Consider the following 16,924-nt stretch of genomic DNA (forward strand, 5'->3'; position numbering starts at 1 on the left):
GCTGGCGCCGGTTGACGGGAAGACGACGCATCGCAAGGTAACCCATGTCGCAACACCTTGAGCCCACCTCCTCTCGTTCGCCTTCAACGGTGATTTGGGTGGGCTTTGTTGCGATGTGCGTCGGCATGTTCATGGCGATCCTGGACGTGCAGGTGGTCGCCACGTCGCTGCCGACGATCCAACAAGCCATCAATATCGATCCTGACCAAATGAGCTGGATCCAGACCATCTACCTCATCGCGGAGGTAGTCGCCATTCCGCTCACCGGTCTGCTCATGCGCATCCTAACGATGCGATGGCTATTCGTCGCCTCGATCGGTCTGTTTGTCGTCGCATCCGGGGGCTGTGCGGCAAGCAGCGGCTTCGGCGAATTGGTTGCCTGGCGAGCGGTTCAGGGCTTTTCCGGCGGCACCTTGATTCCAGCGGTGTTTTCGGCGGTTTTCATCCTGTTTCCAAATGAGCGCCAGGCAGTTGCCACGACCATTGCTGGCGTGCTGGCCGTCCTTGCCCCAACGGTCGGCCCGATCATCGGCGGCTGGCTGACCGCGACCTATTCATGGCATTGGCTCTTTCTCATCAACATTATCCCCGGGATTATCTCGGCGCTCGTGGCATGGCGGTTCCTACCACGACAAAAGGACGAATCCTCCGGAGTTCGGCATCTTGACGCCCTGTCGCTCCTCATGATGGCGCTGGCGCTGACCAGCCTCGAACTGGGACTGAAGGAAGCGCCGACGAGCGGCTGGGCTTCGCCTTACGTCCTGAGCCTGCTTTCGCTCAGCCTGGTGTCCGGGAGCGCATTTGCATACCGATCGCTGCGCGCGATGCGCCCGATCGTCGACCTCCATCATTTCCGCGACCGGAATTTCCTGGTCGGCTCTGCCCTCAGCTTCGTGCTGGGGACAGGCCTCTTCGGCTCGGTCTATCTGATGCCGGTCTTCCTTGCCTTCATCAGAGGGCACAATGCCTTGGAAATTGGAACGACGATGCTGGTCACGGGCATCACGCAGCTGATCGCCGCACCGATCGCCGTTTTGCTGGAAAAGCGAACGGATCCACGCCTGCTTTCGGCGGCAGGCTTCGCACTGTTCGCAATCGGACTGGCAATGAGCGCATTCCAGGATCCACGCTCAGACTATGATGCCATGTTCTGGCCGCAGCTGGTGCGCGGTGCAGCGATCATGTTCTGCTTGCTCCCACCAACGCGGCTGGCGCTTGGCACCTTGCCGGCTGCACGAGTGCCTGACGCAAGCGGGCTTTTCAACTTGATGCGCAACCTCGGCGGAGCGATCGGCATCGCTGTGATCGATACGATCATCTACACGAGATCGGAGCCGCTTGAGGAGGCATTATGGGAGAAGCTGCGTGCCGGCGACCAGGACACGGCAGCGTTTATCGGGGTTCCGTCTGGAACGATCTTAGATAGCATAGGTGCTTTCAATCAAGACACCACCGCCATTCTCGATCCGCTGGTCCAGACGGCAGCAAGCGTCCAGGCGATCAACGAGGCGTGGCTTTTCGTCGCTGTATTGACAGGCTGCGCACTGCTCTTTCTGCCGTTTGCAAGACCGGTCGCACCGCCGCAGTGAGTTGGCTCGCCGGCGCCAACGCCAAAGCGTGAACAGAGCGTTCAATCGTTTTTCATCGCAGACACCGTTTCCCATGTTATGGCAGTCTCAAATCCCATGGCAAACGGCGCTATTCAACAGGGCAAAATCATGAAGAAAATCGGCTTTCTCTCCTTTGGCCACTGGACGCCTTCGCCCCAGTCGCAGACCCGCTCTGCGGGCGACGCGCTGCTCCAGTCGATCGACCTTGCCGTAGCCGCGGAGGAACTTGGCGCGGATGGGGCCTATTTTCGCGTTCACCATTTTGCCCGGCAGCTTGCCTCCCCCTTCCCGTTGCTGGCGGCAGTCGGGGCCAAAACAAAGACCTTGGAAATTGGCACTGCGGTCATCGACATGCGTTACGAAAACCCACTTTACATGGCTGAAGACGCCGGAGCCGCGGATCTGATTGCAGGCGGGCGCCTGCAGCTCGGCATCAGCCGCGGTTCACCGGAGCAGGTCATCGATGGCTGGCGCTATTTCGGCTACCAGCCCGGTGACGGCTCGACAGACGCCGATATGGGGCGCGGCCACGCCGAGGTGTTCCTCGAAGCGCTCAAAGGGGATGGTTTTGCTCAGCCCAACCCGCGTCCGATGTTCCCGAACCCACAAGGCCTGCTCAGACTTGAACCATATTCGGAAGGATTGCGCGAGCGCATCTGGTGGGGTGCGGGGTCCAACGCAACCGCAATCTGGGCAGCCAAACTCGGCATGAACCTGCAAAGTTCGACCTTGAAAGATGACGAAACCGGTGAACCCTTCCACATACAGCAGGCCGCGCAAATCCGCGCCTATCGCGGGGCATGGAAGGAAGCCGGCCATGACCGCACCCCACGCGTGTCGGTCAGTCGCAGCATCTTCGCGCTCGTTGACGACCGCGATCGCGCTTATTTTGGTCGCGGCAGCAAGGAGCAGGATTCGATCGGCTATATCGATGAAAACACCAAGGCGATCTTTGGTCGTTCCTACGCGGCCGAACCGGAGGCGCTGGTCAAACAGCTTGCCGACGACCAAGCCATTGCTGAAGCTGATACCCTGCTCTTGACGGTCCCCAATCAGCTTGGCGTCGAATACAATGCCCACGTGATCGAGGCAATCCTCAAGTACGTAGCACCTGCTCTCGGCTGGCGTTAAGTCCCGACGCGCTTGCCCTATTGGTTCAAGGCAAGCGCGCTGCGGCCGCTTGTCGTGTCGGCGATCAGCCGGGCAATGTCCTGCGATTTCGCTTCCGGAAAGCTCGCCCTGATCTGGGCACCGGAATCGGTGAATGTCTCGCCGAGGACCTCCACGCCTCCAAAGGCCTTGAGCCTTGCCTTCAGGATCGCGAGGTCGGAAAACTCCGCACTGATCGTTCCCTCCAGGGTTGGGACGATCTCGACCAGTTCGCCAGCCTGTAGGCAAGCCGCAGCCGTACCCCCATAGGCCCGGATCAGCCCGCCGGTGCCGAGAAGAACGCCGCCAAACCAGCGCGTCACGATCACCAGTATCTTGTCAGCGGATTGACCGTCAATTGCTTGCAATATGGGTTTTCCTGCCGTTCCGCTTGGCTCTCCGTCATCGCTGAAACGATATGCCTTGCCAATGCGCCAGGCCCAGCAATTGTGATTGGCGTCGCCATGGGCGCACCGGCCAAGCGCCTCCTTCGCCTCGAACTCGCTCGATATTGGCAAGCCGATTGCGAGAAAGCGGCTCTTCTTTACGATCTGCTCGAAAGATGTGGGACGTTCCAGCGAATACATGAATGCTTTATAGGACAGCTTGACCGCTGCGCGAAGCTGGTTTGTCCAACGATTGCGGACCGCGGCGAGGTCGCGTATGCATCTAAGCGGTGCTTAAGCCCGCTAGTGCGCCGGTGCCGAGATTTGACCCTTCATATTCGGGTGGAAGCGACAGTAATAATCGACCGAAGTGGCTGTCTTCAATACCACACTTCCCGATTTACCCGCAGGGATGATCACCTCCCAGTCACCCATTGCGGTCGCCGTATGGGCAAGAACATCCTTGTTGATCCACTCGATGGTATCGCCCGGTCTTGCGCTGATCCTTGCGGGCGAAAACATCATCTTTTCGATGGTCACCGTGACTGTTTCCGCCCGCACCGGAACGGCACCGAGGATTGAGGCAGCGACCGCAATGATCCACAAATGCCGCTTCAACATGCTGATATCTCCTATTTCAGGTCGGCAGCGACATGTTCTGCGTGCTGTTGATGCCCCTGGAAGACCTTGAGCCCGGTTTGCAGCAGGTCCTTGAGCTCGCTATTGCTTGCAGACGGGATCAGCAGGGTCTCCAGCGCGCCGTTGACCTGCTTGTGATAGGCGACTTCGTTGGCGACATAGGCCTTGTCGAAGCTCGCTCCGGTAAGCTTGGCAAGGTTGGCTCGCTCTTTGGTCGCAGCCTTGGTCAGCGACTTGCTTGTATCATTGTCTTCAGGGGTAACCTTGAGCTTCTTGACCAATGCGAGGGCCTGCTTGTTCACGGCCTCATGATCGCGCACCATATCCTCGGCGAAGGCGACAACCTCCTTGTTCTTGGATTTTGAGATTGCAAGCTTTGCCGCCTCGACATCGATGTTGCCGGCGGTATAGGCAATATGTGCGATCTGCGCGTCCGTCGGCTTGTCTGCAGGCCATGCCGATGGCGCAATTGCAGGCAGACAAAGCGCGGCGAGAATTGCAATCTGTCGAGTATGCATGGGAACCTCCTTGGCCCGAACCGCGAGGCCGGGTGTTATTGCCTGGTACGAACATTGGATGCTGGTCAAACGATTAGGTTCCCAACATCAGTCGACAAAACCAAGGCGACTCATCACCGCAGCCGTCAGACGCTTGCAACGGCGACCAGCAAAGGGAAATGCGCAAAGCAGCACTGGACCAATCTGCTCATCGAGGCGCTCCCGCACCAGGCGCCTGGCGCGATGCAGCCTCGTCTTGACGGTTTCTGCGCGTAAACCAAGCAGGTGCGCCGTTTCTTCCACACTCAGCCCCTCGATCACTCTCGCGACAAACACGGTTCGATAGGTGTCTGGGAGCGCATCGGTTGCCTGTTCGACCAGCTGCAGGATTTGTCGCTGCGCCATTGTCCTCTCCGGATCGCTGCTGCTGTCGTCGACAGGAAATTGGAGGATCGTCGCGCCGCTGCCTTGTTCGGCGGAATTCACGTTAATGGCTGCCCGCCGCTTCTTGCGCAGACGCCCAAGTGCCTCGTTGATCACAATCCGTGATAGCCAGGTCCCCAGTGACGACTCTCCGCGGAAGCGCTCGAGATTTGCAAATGCCCGCATGTAGGCTTCCTGAACGACGTCCTCGGCCTCGCCGTCATCGCGAAGGATGCTTCTTGCGAGCCTAAAAAGCCGCTGATTATGGGTCGTCATGATGGCGCGAAATGCCTGGCGATCACGCGCGATCGCTCGACGCGCAAGCTCGACATCGGCAAGCGTATCGCCTCCTTCTCGGTTGGTTCGGGCGTGCGACATCGTCATCTCCTTCGCATGACTGTAGATGGCGTCCGGTCCGAAAGGTTCCCGAAAAATCGTACGTCTTGTCCTCAGTCTGTCCCCTCCCCCCCCGTGAGGCTTGCGGCTTGTCTCTATACAGCAGCCGTTTTTAGGTGGATGAGTTTGACACGGCGAAAAAGATGCCGACCTTGCCTAAAGGCTTTCACAGAAGCGGACCGCTATAATTTCTGAATGGGATGGACAAGATGGACCTCAAGGACCCGACACTCTTTCGTCAGGCAGCTCTCATTGGCGACAAATGGATCGAGGCCGAACCTTCGAATGCGATCGAGGTCAACAACCCTGCGACCGGTGAGGTGATCGGTCGTGTGCCGAAGCTTGGGATGGCAGAGACAAAAGCTGCGATCGAGGCCGCACGCATTGCCCAAAAGGGTTGGGCGGCACGCACCGCCAAGGAACGCTCGGCCATTCTTCGCAAATGGTTCGAGCTGATGATCGACAACAAGGATGATCTTGGCCGCATCCTGACATCAGAGCAGGGCAAGCCTGTTGGCGAAGCAACCGGTGAGATTGTCTATGGTGCAAGCTTCATCGAATGGTTCGCAGAGGAAGGCCGGCGCGTCTATGGCGATCTCATCCCTGGCCACCAGCCCGACAAGCGCATCATGGTGATGAAGCAGCCGATCGGCGTGGTCGCCGCCATCACTCCCTGGAATTTCCCGAACGCGATGATCACGCGCAAAGCCGGACCTGCCTTTGCTGCCGGTTGCGCCATGGTCTTGAAGCCGGCCAGCCAGACGCCATTTTCGGCCATCGCGATTGCCGTGCTTGCCGAGCGCGCCGGCCTCCCGCAGGGCCTGTTTTCCGTCGTCACCGGCTCGGCACGCGAAATTGGCGCCGAAATGACGGCCAATCCGACTGTCCGCAAGTTGACCTTTACCGGCTCCACCGAAATTGGCGCCGAGCTCTACAGACAGAGCGCGCCGACCATCAAGAAGCTCGGTCTGGAGCTCGGTGGCAACGCGCCCTTCATCGTCTTTGACGACGCCGATCTCGATGCTGCCGTCGAAGGTGCGCTGATCGCCAAGTTCCGCAACAATGGCCAGACCTGCGTGTGCGCCAACCGGCTCTACGTGCAGGATGGCGTCTATGATGCTTTTTCGCAGAAGCTTGCGGCAGCCGTCGGCAAGTTGAAGACCGGCAATGGCTTCGATGAAGGCGTCATTCTCGGACCGCTGATCGACTCGCCGGCTCTTGCCAAGGTCGAGGAACACGTTGCCGATGCGCTCGCCAAGGGGGCGAGTGTCATCCAGGGCGGAAAGCGCCATGCGCTGGGCGGCACTTTTTATGAGGCGACGGTGCTTGCCGACGTCACCAAGGAGATGGTGGTTGCGCGCGAGGAGACCTTCGGGCCCGTGGCGCCGCTTTTCCGCTTCAAGGACGAGGCCGATGTGATCGCTCAGGCAAACGATACCGAGTTCGGCCTCGCTTCGTATTTCTATGCCAAGGATCTTTCCCGCGTCTTTCGCGTGGCGGAGGCTCTCGAATACGGCATGGTCGGCGTCAACACGGGACTGATTTCGACGGCCGAAGCGCCGTTTGGCGGCGTCAAACTGTCTGGCCTCGGACGCGAGGGCTCGAAATATGGAATCGAGGAATTTATGGAGATCAAATACGTCTGCCTCGGCGCCATCAGCTGAACGCCCGAAACGGGGCCGTGGTAGCACGGTCCCGATACTCTCCTTTAGTCGAGACGGCAGCGGGTCTGAGGCTGCCGCCACAGCAATGCGGCCAGTCAAAAGTGTAATTTTGTTCGCCGGCGTAGCGTCTTATCAACCGAAATTACGCTGTTCCTACTGATAGCGTGATTACCTTGGCCATGGTTATTGCACGTCTTTCGTGCCATATTAGCAATCAGCACTGCTCATCATTTGAGTCGCGATTAAGCGCTAGAATGGAGACGATCAAGATGCTCTATGGCCTTCCCGAGCCAATTTCGAACACCTCTAAGTATTTGAAGGAACGAATACTAGGTTCTGCCGTTTTCTCAACAGGCGCGCCGACAGGGCAGCGATCCCGTTTCAATCAGCCGGCCGCGGGAGAGCATCATGCAAAAAGGTGAAAGCGACGTCTTCGATCTTTTTTCGGAAATTTACACAAGCGCCGCGCAAGAAGAATTGAGCCTACAGGAATACCTGCTCGCCTGCCGCGATGACAAGAGCCTGTACGCGACGGCCCAGGAACGCATGGTCGAAGCGATCGGCGAGCCGAGGCTTATTGATACCAGCGCAGATGAGCGGCTTGGCAGGATTTTCGCCAATCGCACCGTCAAGATTTACCCTTCCTTCTCTGATTTCTACGGAATGGAAGATACGATCGAGCGAATTGTCGGCTACTTCAGATATGCCGCGCAAGGGCTCGAGGAGCGAAAACAGATCCTTTATCTGCTTGGGCCGGTCGGGGGCGGCAAATCGTCACTTGCCGAGCGCCTCAAGAGGCTGATGGAGCAACGTCCGATCTACACCTTGGCAGTCAACGGCAAGGTCAGTCCGATATTCGAGTCCCCGCTCGGCCTCTTCCATCCTGAACGCATGGCAGGGCTTTTGGAAGACAAGTATGGGATTGCACGGCGGCGGCTCACCGGCCTGATCTCGCCCTGGGCAACAAAGCGGCTCGATGAGATCGGCGGCGACATTTCGAAGTTCAGTGTCGTCAAGCTGACGCCCTCCCGCTTGCGGCAGATCGCAATCGCCAAGACCGAACCGGGTGATGAGAATAACCAGGACGTGTCGGCGCTCGTCGGCAAGGTTGACATCCGCCAGCTTGAAAACTTCAGCCAGGCCGATCCGGACGCTTACTCCTACAGCGGCGGACTAAACAGAACGACGCAAGGGCTTCTCGAATTCGTCGAAATGTTCAAGGCGCCCATCAAGGTGCTGCATCCTTTGCTGACTGCAACACAGGAGGGCAGTTATAACGGCACCGAGAACTTTGGCGCCTTTCCCTTCCAGGGAATCGTCGTTGCTCACTCCAACGAGTCCGAGTGGCTGCACTTCAAGAACAACAAGAACAACGAGGCGTTCCTCGACCGTATCCTCGTGGTCAAGGTGCCCTATTGCCTGCGGGTCACCGAAGAGCGGCAAATTTACGAGAAGCTGCTACGCGAAAGCGAATTGGCAAAGAGCCCGTGTGCCCCCGAGGTGCTGGAGAATCTCAGCCGCTTTACGGTTGCAACACGTCTGCACGTCCATGAAAACTCACCGCTTTACACCAAGATGCGCGTTTATGACGGCGAAAACCTCAAAGACACCGATCCCAAGGCCAAGTCCGTACAGGAGTATCGTGATGCGGCCGGTGTTGACGAAGGAATGACCGGCATCAGCACGCGCTTTGCCTTCAAGGTTCTCTCGGAAACCTTCAATTACGATACCAAGGAGGTGGCTGCTGACCCCGTACACCTGATGTACATCCTTGAGCAGGCGATCCGACGCGAACAGTTTCCGAAGGAAACAGAAGCGCGCTATCTTGATTTCATCAAGTCGGAGCTTGCTGCCCGCTACGCCGAATTCATCGGCCATGAAATCCAGAAGGCCTATCTGGAATCCTATAGCGAATATGGGCAGAACCTGTTCGACCGCTATATCGCGTATGCCGATGCATGGCTGGAGGACCAGGACTTCAAGGATTACGATACCGGACAAATCCTCAATCGGGAGATACTCGACAGCGAGTTGTCGCAGATCGAGAAGCCAGCCGGCATCGCCAACCCCAAGGACTTCCGCAACGAAGTCGTTAAGTTCACGCTACGCGCCCGTGCCAAGAACCATGGGCGCAATCCTGCCTGGACGAGCTATGAAAAGCTTCGCGAAGTGATCGAAAAGCGCATGTTCGGTCAGGTGGAGGATCTCCTGCCGGTGATCAGTTTTGGCTCCAAGAAGGACAGCTCGACGGAAAAACAGCACGCCGAATTCGTCCAGCGCATGACACAGCGTGGCTACACGGTTCGGCAGGTTCGGCGGCTCGTCGATTGGTACATGAGGGTCAACAAGGCCGGTTGACGATGCTGAACCGAGGGATTGGCAGATGCCGAATTTCATCGACCGCCGGCTCAACCCGAAGGACAAGAGCCTCGGCAACCGGCAGCGTTTCCTGAAGCGTGCCCGCGAGGAACTGAAGCGGGCCATCAAGGAACAGGTCAAGTCCGACAAGATTGCCGACGTGGACGCTGCCCATGGCGTCCCGATGCCCAAACGCGGCGCGGGCGAGCCGACCTTTCAGCCCGCCTCGGACAGCGGAGAGCGCGAGTATATTCTGCCAGGAAACAAGGAATACATGGCTGGCGACAAGCTGTCGCGGCCCCAGGGCGGCGGGGGCGGCAGCGGCCATGGCGCGGGCCGCGGCGAAAGTGAGGATGACTTCCAGTTCATTTTGTCGCGCGACGAAGTGCTCGATCTCTTCTTCGAGGATCTTGAGCTGCCTGACATGGTCAAGCTGAACCTGAAGGAGACGGTGACCTACAAGTCGCACCGCGTCGGCTTCAGCACCGCCGGAACACCCACGAACATCAATGTCGGGCGCACCATGCGCAACAGCTTCGGCCGTCGCATTGCTTTGCAGCGGCCGAGCGAAGCTGCAGTGAAAGCACTTGCCGATGAAATCGCCGCATTGGAGGCCGACAAGGAGCTGTCTGCAGCCAACCGCCGGCGTCTGCAGGCTCTGCGTGAGGAACTGGAGCAGCTGGAGCGTCGACGTAAGCGCATCTCCTATGTCGATCCGGTCGACATTCGCTTCAACCGCTTTGAGCGCCAGCCGCTTCCCAATGCCAGCGCCGTGATGTTTTGCCTGATGGATGTGTCGGCATCGATGGGAGAGCGGGAAAAGGATCTTGCAAAACGCTTCTTCGTCCTGCTCCACCTTTTCCTGACCCGCCGCTACGAGCGGATCGAGATCGTCTTCATCCGCCATACCGACGAGGCACATGAGGTCGACGAGGAGACGTTCTTCTACAGCAAGCAGAGTGGCGGGACGGTCGTCTCGACCGCGCTTGAGGAAATGCTTCGCGTGATTGAGGAACGCTATCCGGCGCATCTGTGGAACATCTACGCTGCGCAGGCCTCCGACGGCGACAACATCAGCGGTGATTCCGAACGCTGTGCGGCGCTGCTTCGCGATCACCTGATGCGTCTTTGTCAATATTATGCCTATGTCGAGATCATCGACGAGCGCGAAACCGAGATCTTCGGAACGACCGACAACGGCACGTCGCTGTGGCGCGCCTATCGCACCGTCGACGGGGAGGTACCGAATTTTCAGATGACGCGAATCTCCCGACCCGCAGACATCTATCCCGTGTTCCGCAAGCTCTTTACCCGACAGCCAGCCCTGCGCACGCGCAAGTAAGGACGACCAATGGCGAGACGCTCGAGTTCAGGCCTGCTGTTTGACGGTTCCGATTGGAATTTTGCGACCCTTTCACGCGCCTACGATGCTATCGAGACGGTTGCACTCGACGAGATGGGATTGGACGTCTATCCCAACCAGTTGGAGATCATTTCCTCCGAGCAGATGCTGGATGCATACTCCTCGGTCGGCATGCCTTTGATGTATCAACACTGGTCCTTCGGCAAACGCTTCATCTTCGAGGATAACCTGTATCGGAAGGGCCAGCGCGGTCTAGCCTATGAGCTGGTCATAAATTCCAATCCCTGCATCACCTATCTGATGGAAGAAAACACCATGGCGATGCAGGCGCTGGTGACCGCACATGCGGCCTTTGGCCACAACCATTTCTTCAAGAACAACTATCTTTTCCGACAATGGACCGATGCCGGCGCAATTCTGAGCTACATGGATTTTGCGAAGAAATACATTGCCAAGTGCGAAGAACGGCACGGGTTGAACGCGGTGGAGGCGATCCTCGATTCAGCGCACGCCCTGATGGATCAGGGGGTATTCCGTTACCGTCGTCCGCCGCGCCTTTCCTCCGAAAGGGTCAGGGAGCGCGCCCGGGAGCGATTGGAATACGAAGAGCAGACCTACAGCGATTTGTGGCGCACGCTGCCGCTGGCAGCCGAAAGCCGCGACTCGGAAGACGCCGAACGCGATGCATCCGAACGCAAGAAGGTTCTCAATCTTCCGGAAGAGAACCTGCTCTATTTCCTCGAAAAGCACAGCCTCATCCTTGATCCGTGGCAGCGCGAGCTTCTCCGGATCGTTCGCGTGATCGCCCAATATTTCTACCCGCAGCGTCAAACCAAGGTGATGAACGAGGGATGTGCGACCTTCGTGCACTACACGATCATCAACCGCCTGTTCGATCAGGGCCGGATCAGCGAGGGAGCGATGCTGGAATTGCTGAAGAGCCATTCCAACGTCGTGTTTCAGCCCGCTTTCGACGATCCGCGTTTTCCGGGCATAAACCCCTACGCTTTGGGCTTTGCAATGATGCAGGACATCGAGCGCATTTGCATGGAACCGACGGAGGAAGATCGCGACTGGTTTCCATCGTTTGCCGGCAATGGCGATTGGCAGGGGACACTACTCGATGCCTGGGCAAACCACCGGGACGAGTCCTTCATGCTGCAATATCTCAGCCCGGCGATGATCCGTAAATTCCGCCTCTTCCTGCTCTCCGACCGCTCCACCGACAGCTATTGCGAAGTTTCGGCAATCCACAACGAGCGCGGCTATTCAAAGATCCGATCGGCACTTGCCCACAGCTATGATGTCGGCGCTAGACAGCCCGACATTCAAGTTGTCGACGTCGACTTGCTTGGTGATCGGCAGCTTCGGCTTCAGCACAACGTGACGAATGGCATCCTCTTGGAAGAGAACAGCCGTGATGCGACGCTCGGCCATATTCGCCATCTCTGGGGCTACGACGTCAGCCTGAGCGGAGTCGATGCCGCAACCGGCGCGGTTCTCTATGAGTGTTCGACAGCGCAGATCTGAAGCCAAGCGGCTAAACCGACATCTGTGTCTTCTATCAGCGAATGGCGTTGGTGTCCCCGAATGGACCACCTTTTGCGGGCGGCGGACGACACAGAAGCGTCAATGCTTGTCCTCTTCGGCATGTCTTTGCCTGATGCTTCGCACGACAAGCCACATGCCGGCAACGACGACCGGAACGGAGATACCGGTCAACGTTTCTGGAGACACCTCAAAGCCGACATTGTGCGCACCCTTCGCAACGTAACCGAAGAGCCCGACGACGTAGTAAGAGATTGCCGCCACCGACAGGCCTTCGACCGTCTGCTGAAGGCGTAGCTGCAACTGCGCCCGACGATCCATCGAGTTTAGCACCGTCGTATTGATACGCTCGAGTTCGACATCGATCCAGCTGCGCAGCAAGGCCGTTGCCCGGGCCAGTTTGCGCGAAAGATTGGCCTGGCGCTCTTCGACGGACTGACAGGTTCGCATCGCCGGAGCCAGTCGCCGTTCAAGAAAGGAGCCAAGCGTCTCGCTGCCTGGTATCGCGGTTTCGGCCAACGCTCGAATGCGTTCCTGGACGATCTCGTAATAGGCGCGGCTTGCTCCGAACCGATAGAGGCTGAGCGCCGCGTTCGCCTCCAGCTCGGCCGCCAGACGCGTTATCTCCGATAGCATCTGGTCCGCCTCGTCGCGCGCATGCAGCTTCATGCGCTGGGTAATGGCGGTCAAGCCAGACTCGATCTGGCGTATTTCGGGTGAAAGGGACTGTGCAAGCGGCAGGCCCACCATTGCCAGCGTGCGATAGGTTTCGATGTCGAGTAAGCGCTGGACCAAGGCGCCGCGCGCACTGTCAGACATACCACGATCGATTACCAGAAATTTCGTCAATCCGTCGCCATCCTGGCGAAAGTCGGTGAGGATCGTTGCCTGGCCGTTTCTCAGTTCGCTTCTACACAGGCTCGTCGGATCGAAGACGGCAATCTCCTGCGCCGTCTCCGATGTATCGGGCCGGATTTCAAGACGGATTCCCGATATGAAAGGCCCCGGCGGCGAAAAACCGTCTCCGAACGGATGAACGGCGATGGCGGCACCGAACCTTTCGGGTGCCGGACAATCCCAAAAGTACGTCGAAAACTCGGTATGACGCTCCCACCGCAGCGTTCCCTGGCCCCAGCTTATCGCATGATGACTGGTTTCGCGGGCAGGCGGAGCAACACCGCTGGAGCGGGAAAGATCGGCAAGCATCTCATGGTCATTATCCCCGGCGCTCTCCGTCAAGAAAGCCAGCTGTAAGATGACGCGTGGTGCCTGAACGAGCGCATAGGGTCGCGCATGAATTTCCCCCAAAGCCCTTCCTCGAAGTTCCGCAGGGGGAAAGCCAAAGCTTCCTTGCGTCATGCGCGCGTTCCTTTCGGTGCGTGTTTTGCGATCATCACTGTCAATGCTGTAGCCGGGCTTGGGTCTCGAGTGCAACTGGACAGGCTGGACCGGTTCGCTTTCGATACGCATTGACACGTTCGTGCGCCCCTTGCCATTCGCAAGGAGATTCCGGATGTCCATGATGATATCCCCATATAGGCCCCTCAGCCGGCTGCATGCAAGCATCTCCTCATATGCCTGTCTAGCACGATCAGGTCGCGCGACCGTTTGCCACAGTCTGCGCAGAGGCCGGGAGCCTCGCGTTCATGGTGAGATCTGGCGAATGAGGATTGCCCGGAAGTCGTTGACATGGTGCCGGTCGGCCCGGGCCCGGATATATCCAAGAGGGCGTTCCGCCCAGGCAGGCAACCGCAAAACCACAACCGAGCCCCCTTTGAAATTGCGGCTAGCTAGCGGTCAATATGCTCTTCGTCTCCCTTTTCAACTGCAATGAAGGCGATCTCCAAGCCCAACGTCAGACGCACCACCGGAACACGCTCACTATTCAGGATTTCGACGAGCAGCTGTTGGCCGTCGTTTCGCGGAATGCCGTCCGCAGCCATTTCCGAAAGAACGTTTTTCGCCTCATCGATTGCGGAGAGCAGATCAGGCAAATCGTAGCTCTCCCCGTCGTCCAACGCGCGTTCACTGTCCTGCGTGGTAAAATAGAAGGTTGTCATATCAAACCCGCACTGCGCTCCCTTTTGCAGCACCGAAATAAGTTGCGCTTGTTTTCTGTGCCGCCTTACCAGCCTCTTTGGCGTCGAAACGCCCAATAATGCTTCTTGCGCCTGGTGCCGGGTCTTACCCTGCCGTTTCGAGTTCAACAGCCGTACGAAGATTTGGTTCCTGTCAGTTGCAAAAAAGCGCGGTCACAAGACCAATTACCGGCACCGACGACGGTTGTTACTCCCGCCGTTTTGTGAAAACCCATGGCACTTAGCAACCCGCCTTCCAGCGTGCTGCCCTACCGATCGCATAGGAGGGCTAACCGGCGACACGGGGCCACTGCCAGATCCGTTCGCTTGTCGACAATCTCATTATATGAAATACATCCTCCTTCAGCGACGCTGAGGGAAAAAAGTCAGACGCGGGGGATCGCCCCGACGAACAACTCGAATGAATTTTTGCTTTTATGAAAGCGAAAAATCTCTGTTGATCAGTCCATCAATCGATTCATTCTCTTCCCTTTTAATCGGGAACGGAAACCGCCAACCAACCATAGCGCAACTGAGCGATCCCAATCAGGGGCGAGTAGCGATCGGCCTGCGTGACGCTTTCATCGCTTATGATCGCTGGAGCTGGCGATATCCCAGCTCGATCTCAGATTGTGACGGTGTTTGCGCGTTAATGAACGCAATTGGCTGATAGGGATGTGACAAGACTGTCCGTGGGAATGATGTTCGCAGGAACACTGCGGGGGTCTCTCGTGACCAGCCGTCGGTCTGTCGAAAAATACGTCTTGGTCCTCATCTGCGAACCAGAAGTCGCCTTCAGACCAAGAGCAAAATTAAAGCTATTTTCGCTGCCAGCTTCGCGCATGAAGCTAAGATGCACCCCGAATCGTTCGTATTCGACAGCGCGAAGATTTTGGATCGACGTAAGTGCATCCTCAAAATCACGCCAGCACGCCTGCTTCACAATGATCTCGAAAATGCGCAGGACGGCCGGGGAGAGACGCCCCTGAGCGTCTGTGTCTGGCCCAACGAGCTTGGCGCCGATTTCAAGGATATCGCCGATTTGATTTCCGCGAACCCTGAGGAAGATCGAGCTCAGAGGACGCGTCTCGTTCCGCTCATAGATGCGTTGAAAATAACATTCGTAATTGCGATTGCGAATCGATGCGGCTTTCCATTCGCTCATCTCGATGCCTGCCTCTCGAAGTGCGCCACATATGTGAGGCCCCGAGACCCGCCACATCCGCAAAAACTGACTTGCCAACTCCTGCTTCGGGGTTTCCATCAGGTACGGCGATATAACCATCGAGGGAAACACAAAAGGAGCGGCCGTATCGGGGCGGACCGCCATGCGAGATGATCGAGCAGTCTTGTCAAGGGTTCCGTGTTGAAAGAGCCCGACAGTATCTTCGAGTTGGCGGATTTCACTATGATGAACGACGATACCCCAAAGCGGCAAAAAGGGTATCAAAAGCGCTGGCCAAAGCAGCCAGCGGCGGTTGCTCCGCATGAGGAACCTCCAAAGCCAAGCTAAGCAAGCCGACTCACCTTTCAACACCAGAAGTTTGGTGTTGAACGTATCCACCGTCAAGCGAACCTCTGCGTAAGGCGTTCGCACTCTGGCTTAAGGTGTCCGACATCCTCAGGCATTTTCAGGGAGATTCCATCGACTTTGGCCAAACATCTGGCCGATGTTACCGCGAATGCAGTGGCTCCGTCGTCACAACATGGTCAGCTTGATCAAACAGGGAATCGGCGATGACGCTCCGTCGGTCTTCTCGGTGAATTTTCGCGAACTTCTGGTCTCGCCACTATTATGTGTATGTTCTTTTCTCGCCTTGAGCGGATACGAAGTATTGATCTTGAGTTAGCGATGCCAGAGGCGCGCTGGCAGATGATCTTTTTTCTCAAGGTCCTCGATCAGGCGGACATTCGACTGCCAAGGACAAACTTGTATCGCTCGGGCCGGATGAAGAATTCCGACCACTCGGCGCAGGCGCCATGATCGAAATATGAGGTTCGTTCGAGGACAAGCAAGACCGCATCCGTGGCAGCGCCGATCAGTGACGATATTCGAGAGGGGACGGCGCGCGCGCCAATCGCGATGTCGGCAGACGCAATATCCGCGCCTGCTTTGTCGCGAAGGAGTGCATAGGTCGGCCGTTGTTCGACCGTTTCCAAATCCAGTTCGGACATGACGGCGGGCAAGAAGCTTCGACCCATGGCAATGGGCTCGTCATCCACCAGGTGAAGGCGCTCCAAAAGGGCGCATTTTGCTCCGAATAACGAGACAAACGCCGACGGTGTTTCAATCGCTGTCAGTTCGACGATCCGCATCGTGGCATCAAAGCCCTGCACTTTCAGCGACTCGTGAAAGCTGCGCAGCGTATCGATCTGATGGCGGACCTGCTTGCCGGCCACGAAAGTGCCCTTGCCTTTCCTGCGCTCGATCAGCCCGTCCTTATCAAGCTGATCGAGTGCGAGGCGGACAGTCACGCGGCTGACATTGAAACGTTCCATGATTTGCGACTCCGATGGCAGTCGCCCGGAGGGCTCGAATGTCCCTTCGGCGACCTCTCGACGAAGGCGATCAGCAATCTGGAGATACATAGCCACCGGGTTGTCGCGTATCAGGCTCATCTGTTTTCCATCGGGGTTAAAAAGACCACGGACTCTTGTAGCTTTGGAATAGCGTTCTCCTTTGCTGCAGGACAAGGGAAGGCTCCACGTTGATAGCCTGTATTATAATGTATTACAAACTGGGGCAATTTCCAACGTCGGATTATTCAAACGCAATATGGCATCTGTTTCCCCAACTCGGCAGCATTCACCCG

At 57.5% G+C, this 16,924-nt stretch carries 14 protein-coding genes; 6 read left to right on the forward strand and 8 right to left on the reverse strand.

The annotated features are described in order from the left end of the window. The first annotated feature begins 44 nt into the window (after positions 1–44). Together ATY80_RS02615 and ATY80_RS02620 are read left to right on the forward strand one after the other, a co-directional pair. Positions 45–1,589: a DHA2 family efflux MFS transporter permease subunit gene (locus ATY80_RS02615; protein ID WP_088690916.1), complete on the forward strand. Its 1,545-nt coding sequence runs from the start codon at positions 45–47 to the stop codon at positions 1,587–1,589. Between the two features lie 129 nt (positions 1,590–1,718). After that, positions 1,719–2,741, forward strand: a complete 1,023-nt coding sequence (locus ATY80_RS02620; protein WP_088691469.1) for an LLM class flavin-dependent oxidoreductase — start codon at positions 1,719–1,721, stop codon at positions 2,739–2,741. A 17-nt stretch (positions 2,742–2,758) separates the two neighbouring features. Here ATY80_RS02620 and ATY80_RS02625 read toward each other — a convergent pair whose 3' ends face one another. The 4 genes from ATY80_RS02625 to ATY80_RS02640 all read right to left on the reverse strand — a co-directional run bounded on the left by ATY80_RS02625 (position 2,759) and on the right by ATY80_RS02640 (position 5,082). Next, a complete protein-coding gene (locus tag ATY80_RS02625; protein WP_088690917.1) occupies positions 2,759–3,346 on the reverse strand; it encodes a YigZ family protein in 588 nt (195 codons plus the stop codon). 102 nt (positions 3,347–3,448) lie between these two features. After that, positions 3,449–3,766, reverse strand: a complete 318-nt coding sequence (locus ATY80_RS02630; RefSeq protein ID WP_088690918.1) for a cupredoxin domain-containing protein — start codon at positions 3,764–3,766, stop codon at positions 3,449–3,451. Positions 3,767–3,777: 11 nt separating this feature from the next. After that, positions 3,778–4,302: a DUF4142 domain-containing protein gene (locus ATY80_RS02635; RefSeq protein ID WP_088690919.1), complete on the reverse strand. Its 525-nt coding sequence runs from the start codon at positions 4,300–4,302 to the stop codon at positions 3,778–3,780. 87 nt (positions 4,303–4,389) lie between these two features. Beyond that, positions 4,390–5,082 (reverse strand): RNA polymerase sigma factor, encoded by a 693-nt coding sequence (locus ATY80_RS02640; RefSeq protein ID WP_088690920.1) that lies wholly within the window; start codon positions 5,080–5,082, stop codon positions 4,390–4,392. Positions 5,083–5,309: 227 nt separating this feature from the next. Between ATY80_RS02640 and gabD the strand changes: the two genes are divergently transcribed. From gabD to ATY80_RS02660, 4 genes are all read left to right on the forward strand, one after another. Beyond that, positions 5,310–6,764: an NADP-dependent succinate-semialdehyde dehydrogenase gene (gene gabD / locus ATY80_RS02645; protein ID WP_088691470.1), complete on the forward strand. Its 1,455-nt coding sequence runs from the start codon at positions 5,310–5,312 to the stop codon at positions 6,762–6,764. Positions 6,765–7,172: 408 nt separating this feature from the next. Further along, positions 7,173–9,122: a PrkA family serine protein kinase gene (locus ATY80_RS02650; RefSeq protein WP_088690921.1), complete on the forward strand. Its 1,950-nt coding sequence runs from the start codon at positions 7,173–7,175 to the stop codon at positions 9,120–9,122. A 25-nt stretch (positions 9,123–9,147) separates the two neighbouring features. Continuing rightward, entirely contained in the window at positions 9,148–10,464 is a 1,317-nt protein-coding gene (locus tag ATY80_RS02655) for a YeaH/YhbH family protein (RefSeq protein ID WP_088690922.1), read from the forward strand. 9 nt (positions 10,465–10,473) lie between these two features. Further along, positions 10,474–12,015: a SpoVR family protein gene (locus tag ATY80_RS02660; RefSeq protein ID WP_088690923.1), complete on the forward strand. Its 1,542-nt coding sequence runs from the start codon at positions 10,474–10,476 to the stop codon at positions 12,013–12,015. Positions 12,016–12,114: 99 nt separating this feature from the next. Here ATY80_RS02660 and ATY80_RS02665 read toward each other — a convergent pair whose 3' ends face one another. The 4 genes from ATY80_RS02665 to ATY80_RS02680 form a co-directional block, all read right to left on the reverse strand. After that, positions 12,115–13,392, reverse strand: a complete 1,278-nt coding sequence (locus ATY80_RS02665) for a DUF3422 family protein (protein ID WP_088691471.1) — start codon at positions 13,390–13,392, stop codon at positions 12,115–12,117. Between the two features lie 431 nt (positions 13,393–13,823). Continuing rightward, on the reverse strand, positions 13,824–14,189 hold the full coding sequence (locus ATY80_RS02670) for a hypothetical protein (protein WP_141105533.1): 366 nt from the start codon (positions 14,187–14,189) through the stop codon (positions 13,824–13,826). Positions 14,190–14,760: 571 nt separating this feature from the next. After that, positions 14,761–15,600 carry a DUF6030 family protein gene (locus ATY80_RS02675; RefSeq protein ID WP_088690925.1) on the reverse strand — a complete coding sequence of 280 codons (840 nt, stop codon included), beginning with the start codon at positions 15,598–15,600 and terminating at the stop codon, positions 14,761–14,763. A gap of 410 nt (positions 15,601–16,010) precedes the next feature. Then, positions 16,011–16,730, reverse strand: a complete 720-nt coding sequence (locus ATY80_RS02680) for a GntR family transcriptional regulator (protein WP_088690926.1) — start codon at positions 16,728–16,730, stop codon at positions 16,011–16,013. Positions 16,731–16,924: the final 194 nt, after the last annotated feature.

The sequence above is a fragment of the Rhizobium sp. R711 genome, from assembly GCF_002211365.1.
GTDB lineage: Bacteria > Pseudomonadota > Alphaproteobacteria > Rhizobiales > Rhizobiaceae > Rhizobium.

Excerpts from the sequence above, each read along its gene's own strand:
- ATY80_RS02615 (WP_088690916.1), top strand. The coding sequence starts at position 45 with ATGTCGCAACACCTTGAGCCCACCTCCTCTCGTTCGCCTTCAACGGTG.
- ATY80_RS02620 (WP_088691469.1), top strand. The coding sequence starts at position 1,719 with ATGAAGAAAATCGGCTTTCTCTCCTTTGGCCACTGGACGCCTTCGCCC.
- ATY80_RS02625 (WP_088690917.1), bottom strand. The coding sequence starts at position 3,346 with ATGTATTCGCTGGAACGTCCCACATCTTTCGAGCAGATCGTAAAGAAG.
- ATY80_RS02630 (WP_088690918.1), bottom strand. The coding sequence starts at position 3,766 with ATGTTGAAGCGGCATTTGTGGATCATTGCGGTCGCTGCCTCAATCCTC.
- ATY80_RS02635 (WP_088690919.1), bottom strand. The coding sequence starts at position 4,302 with ATGCATACTCGACAGATTGCAATTCTCGCCGCGCTTTGTCTGCCTGCA.
- ATY80_RS02640 (WP_088690920.1), bottom strand. The coding sequence starts at position 5,082 with ATGTCGCACGCCCGAACCAACCGAGAAGGAGGCGATACGCTTGCCGAT.
- gabD (WP_088691470.1), top strand. The coding sequence starts at position 5,310 with ATGGACCTCAAGGACCCGACACTCTTTCGTCAGGCAGCTCTCATTGGC.
- ATY80_RS02650 (WP_088690921.1), top strand. The coding sequence starts at position 7,173 with ATGCAAAAAGGTGAAAGCGACGTCTTCGATCTTTTTTCGGAAATTTAC.
- ATY80_RS02655 (WP_088690922.1), top strand. The coding sequence starts at position 9,148 with ATGCCGAATTTCATCGACCGCCGGCTCAACCCGAAGGACAAGAGCCTC.
- ATY80_RS02660 (WP_088690923.1), top strand. The coding sequence starts at position 10,474 with ATGGCGAGACGCTCGAGTTCAGGCCTGCTGTTTGACGGTTCCGATTGG.
- ATY80_RS02665 (WP_088691471.1), bottom strand. The coding sequence starts at position 13,392 with ATGACGCAAGGAAGCTTTGGCTTTCCCCCTGCGGAACTTCGAGGAAGG.
- ATY80_RS02675 (WP_088690925.1), bottom strand. The coding sequence starts at position 15,600 with ATGCGGAGCAACCGCCGCTGGCTGCTTTGGCCAGCGCTTTTGATACCC.
- ATY80_RS02680 (WP_088690926.1), bottom strand. The coding sequence starts at position 16,730 with ATGAGCCTGATACGCGACAACCCGGTGGCTATGTATCTCCAGATTGCT.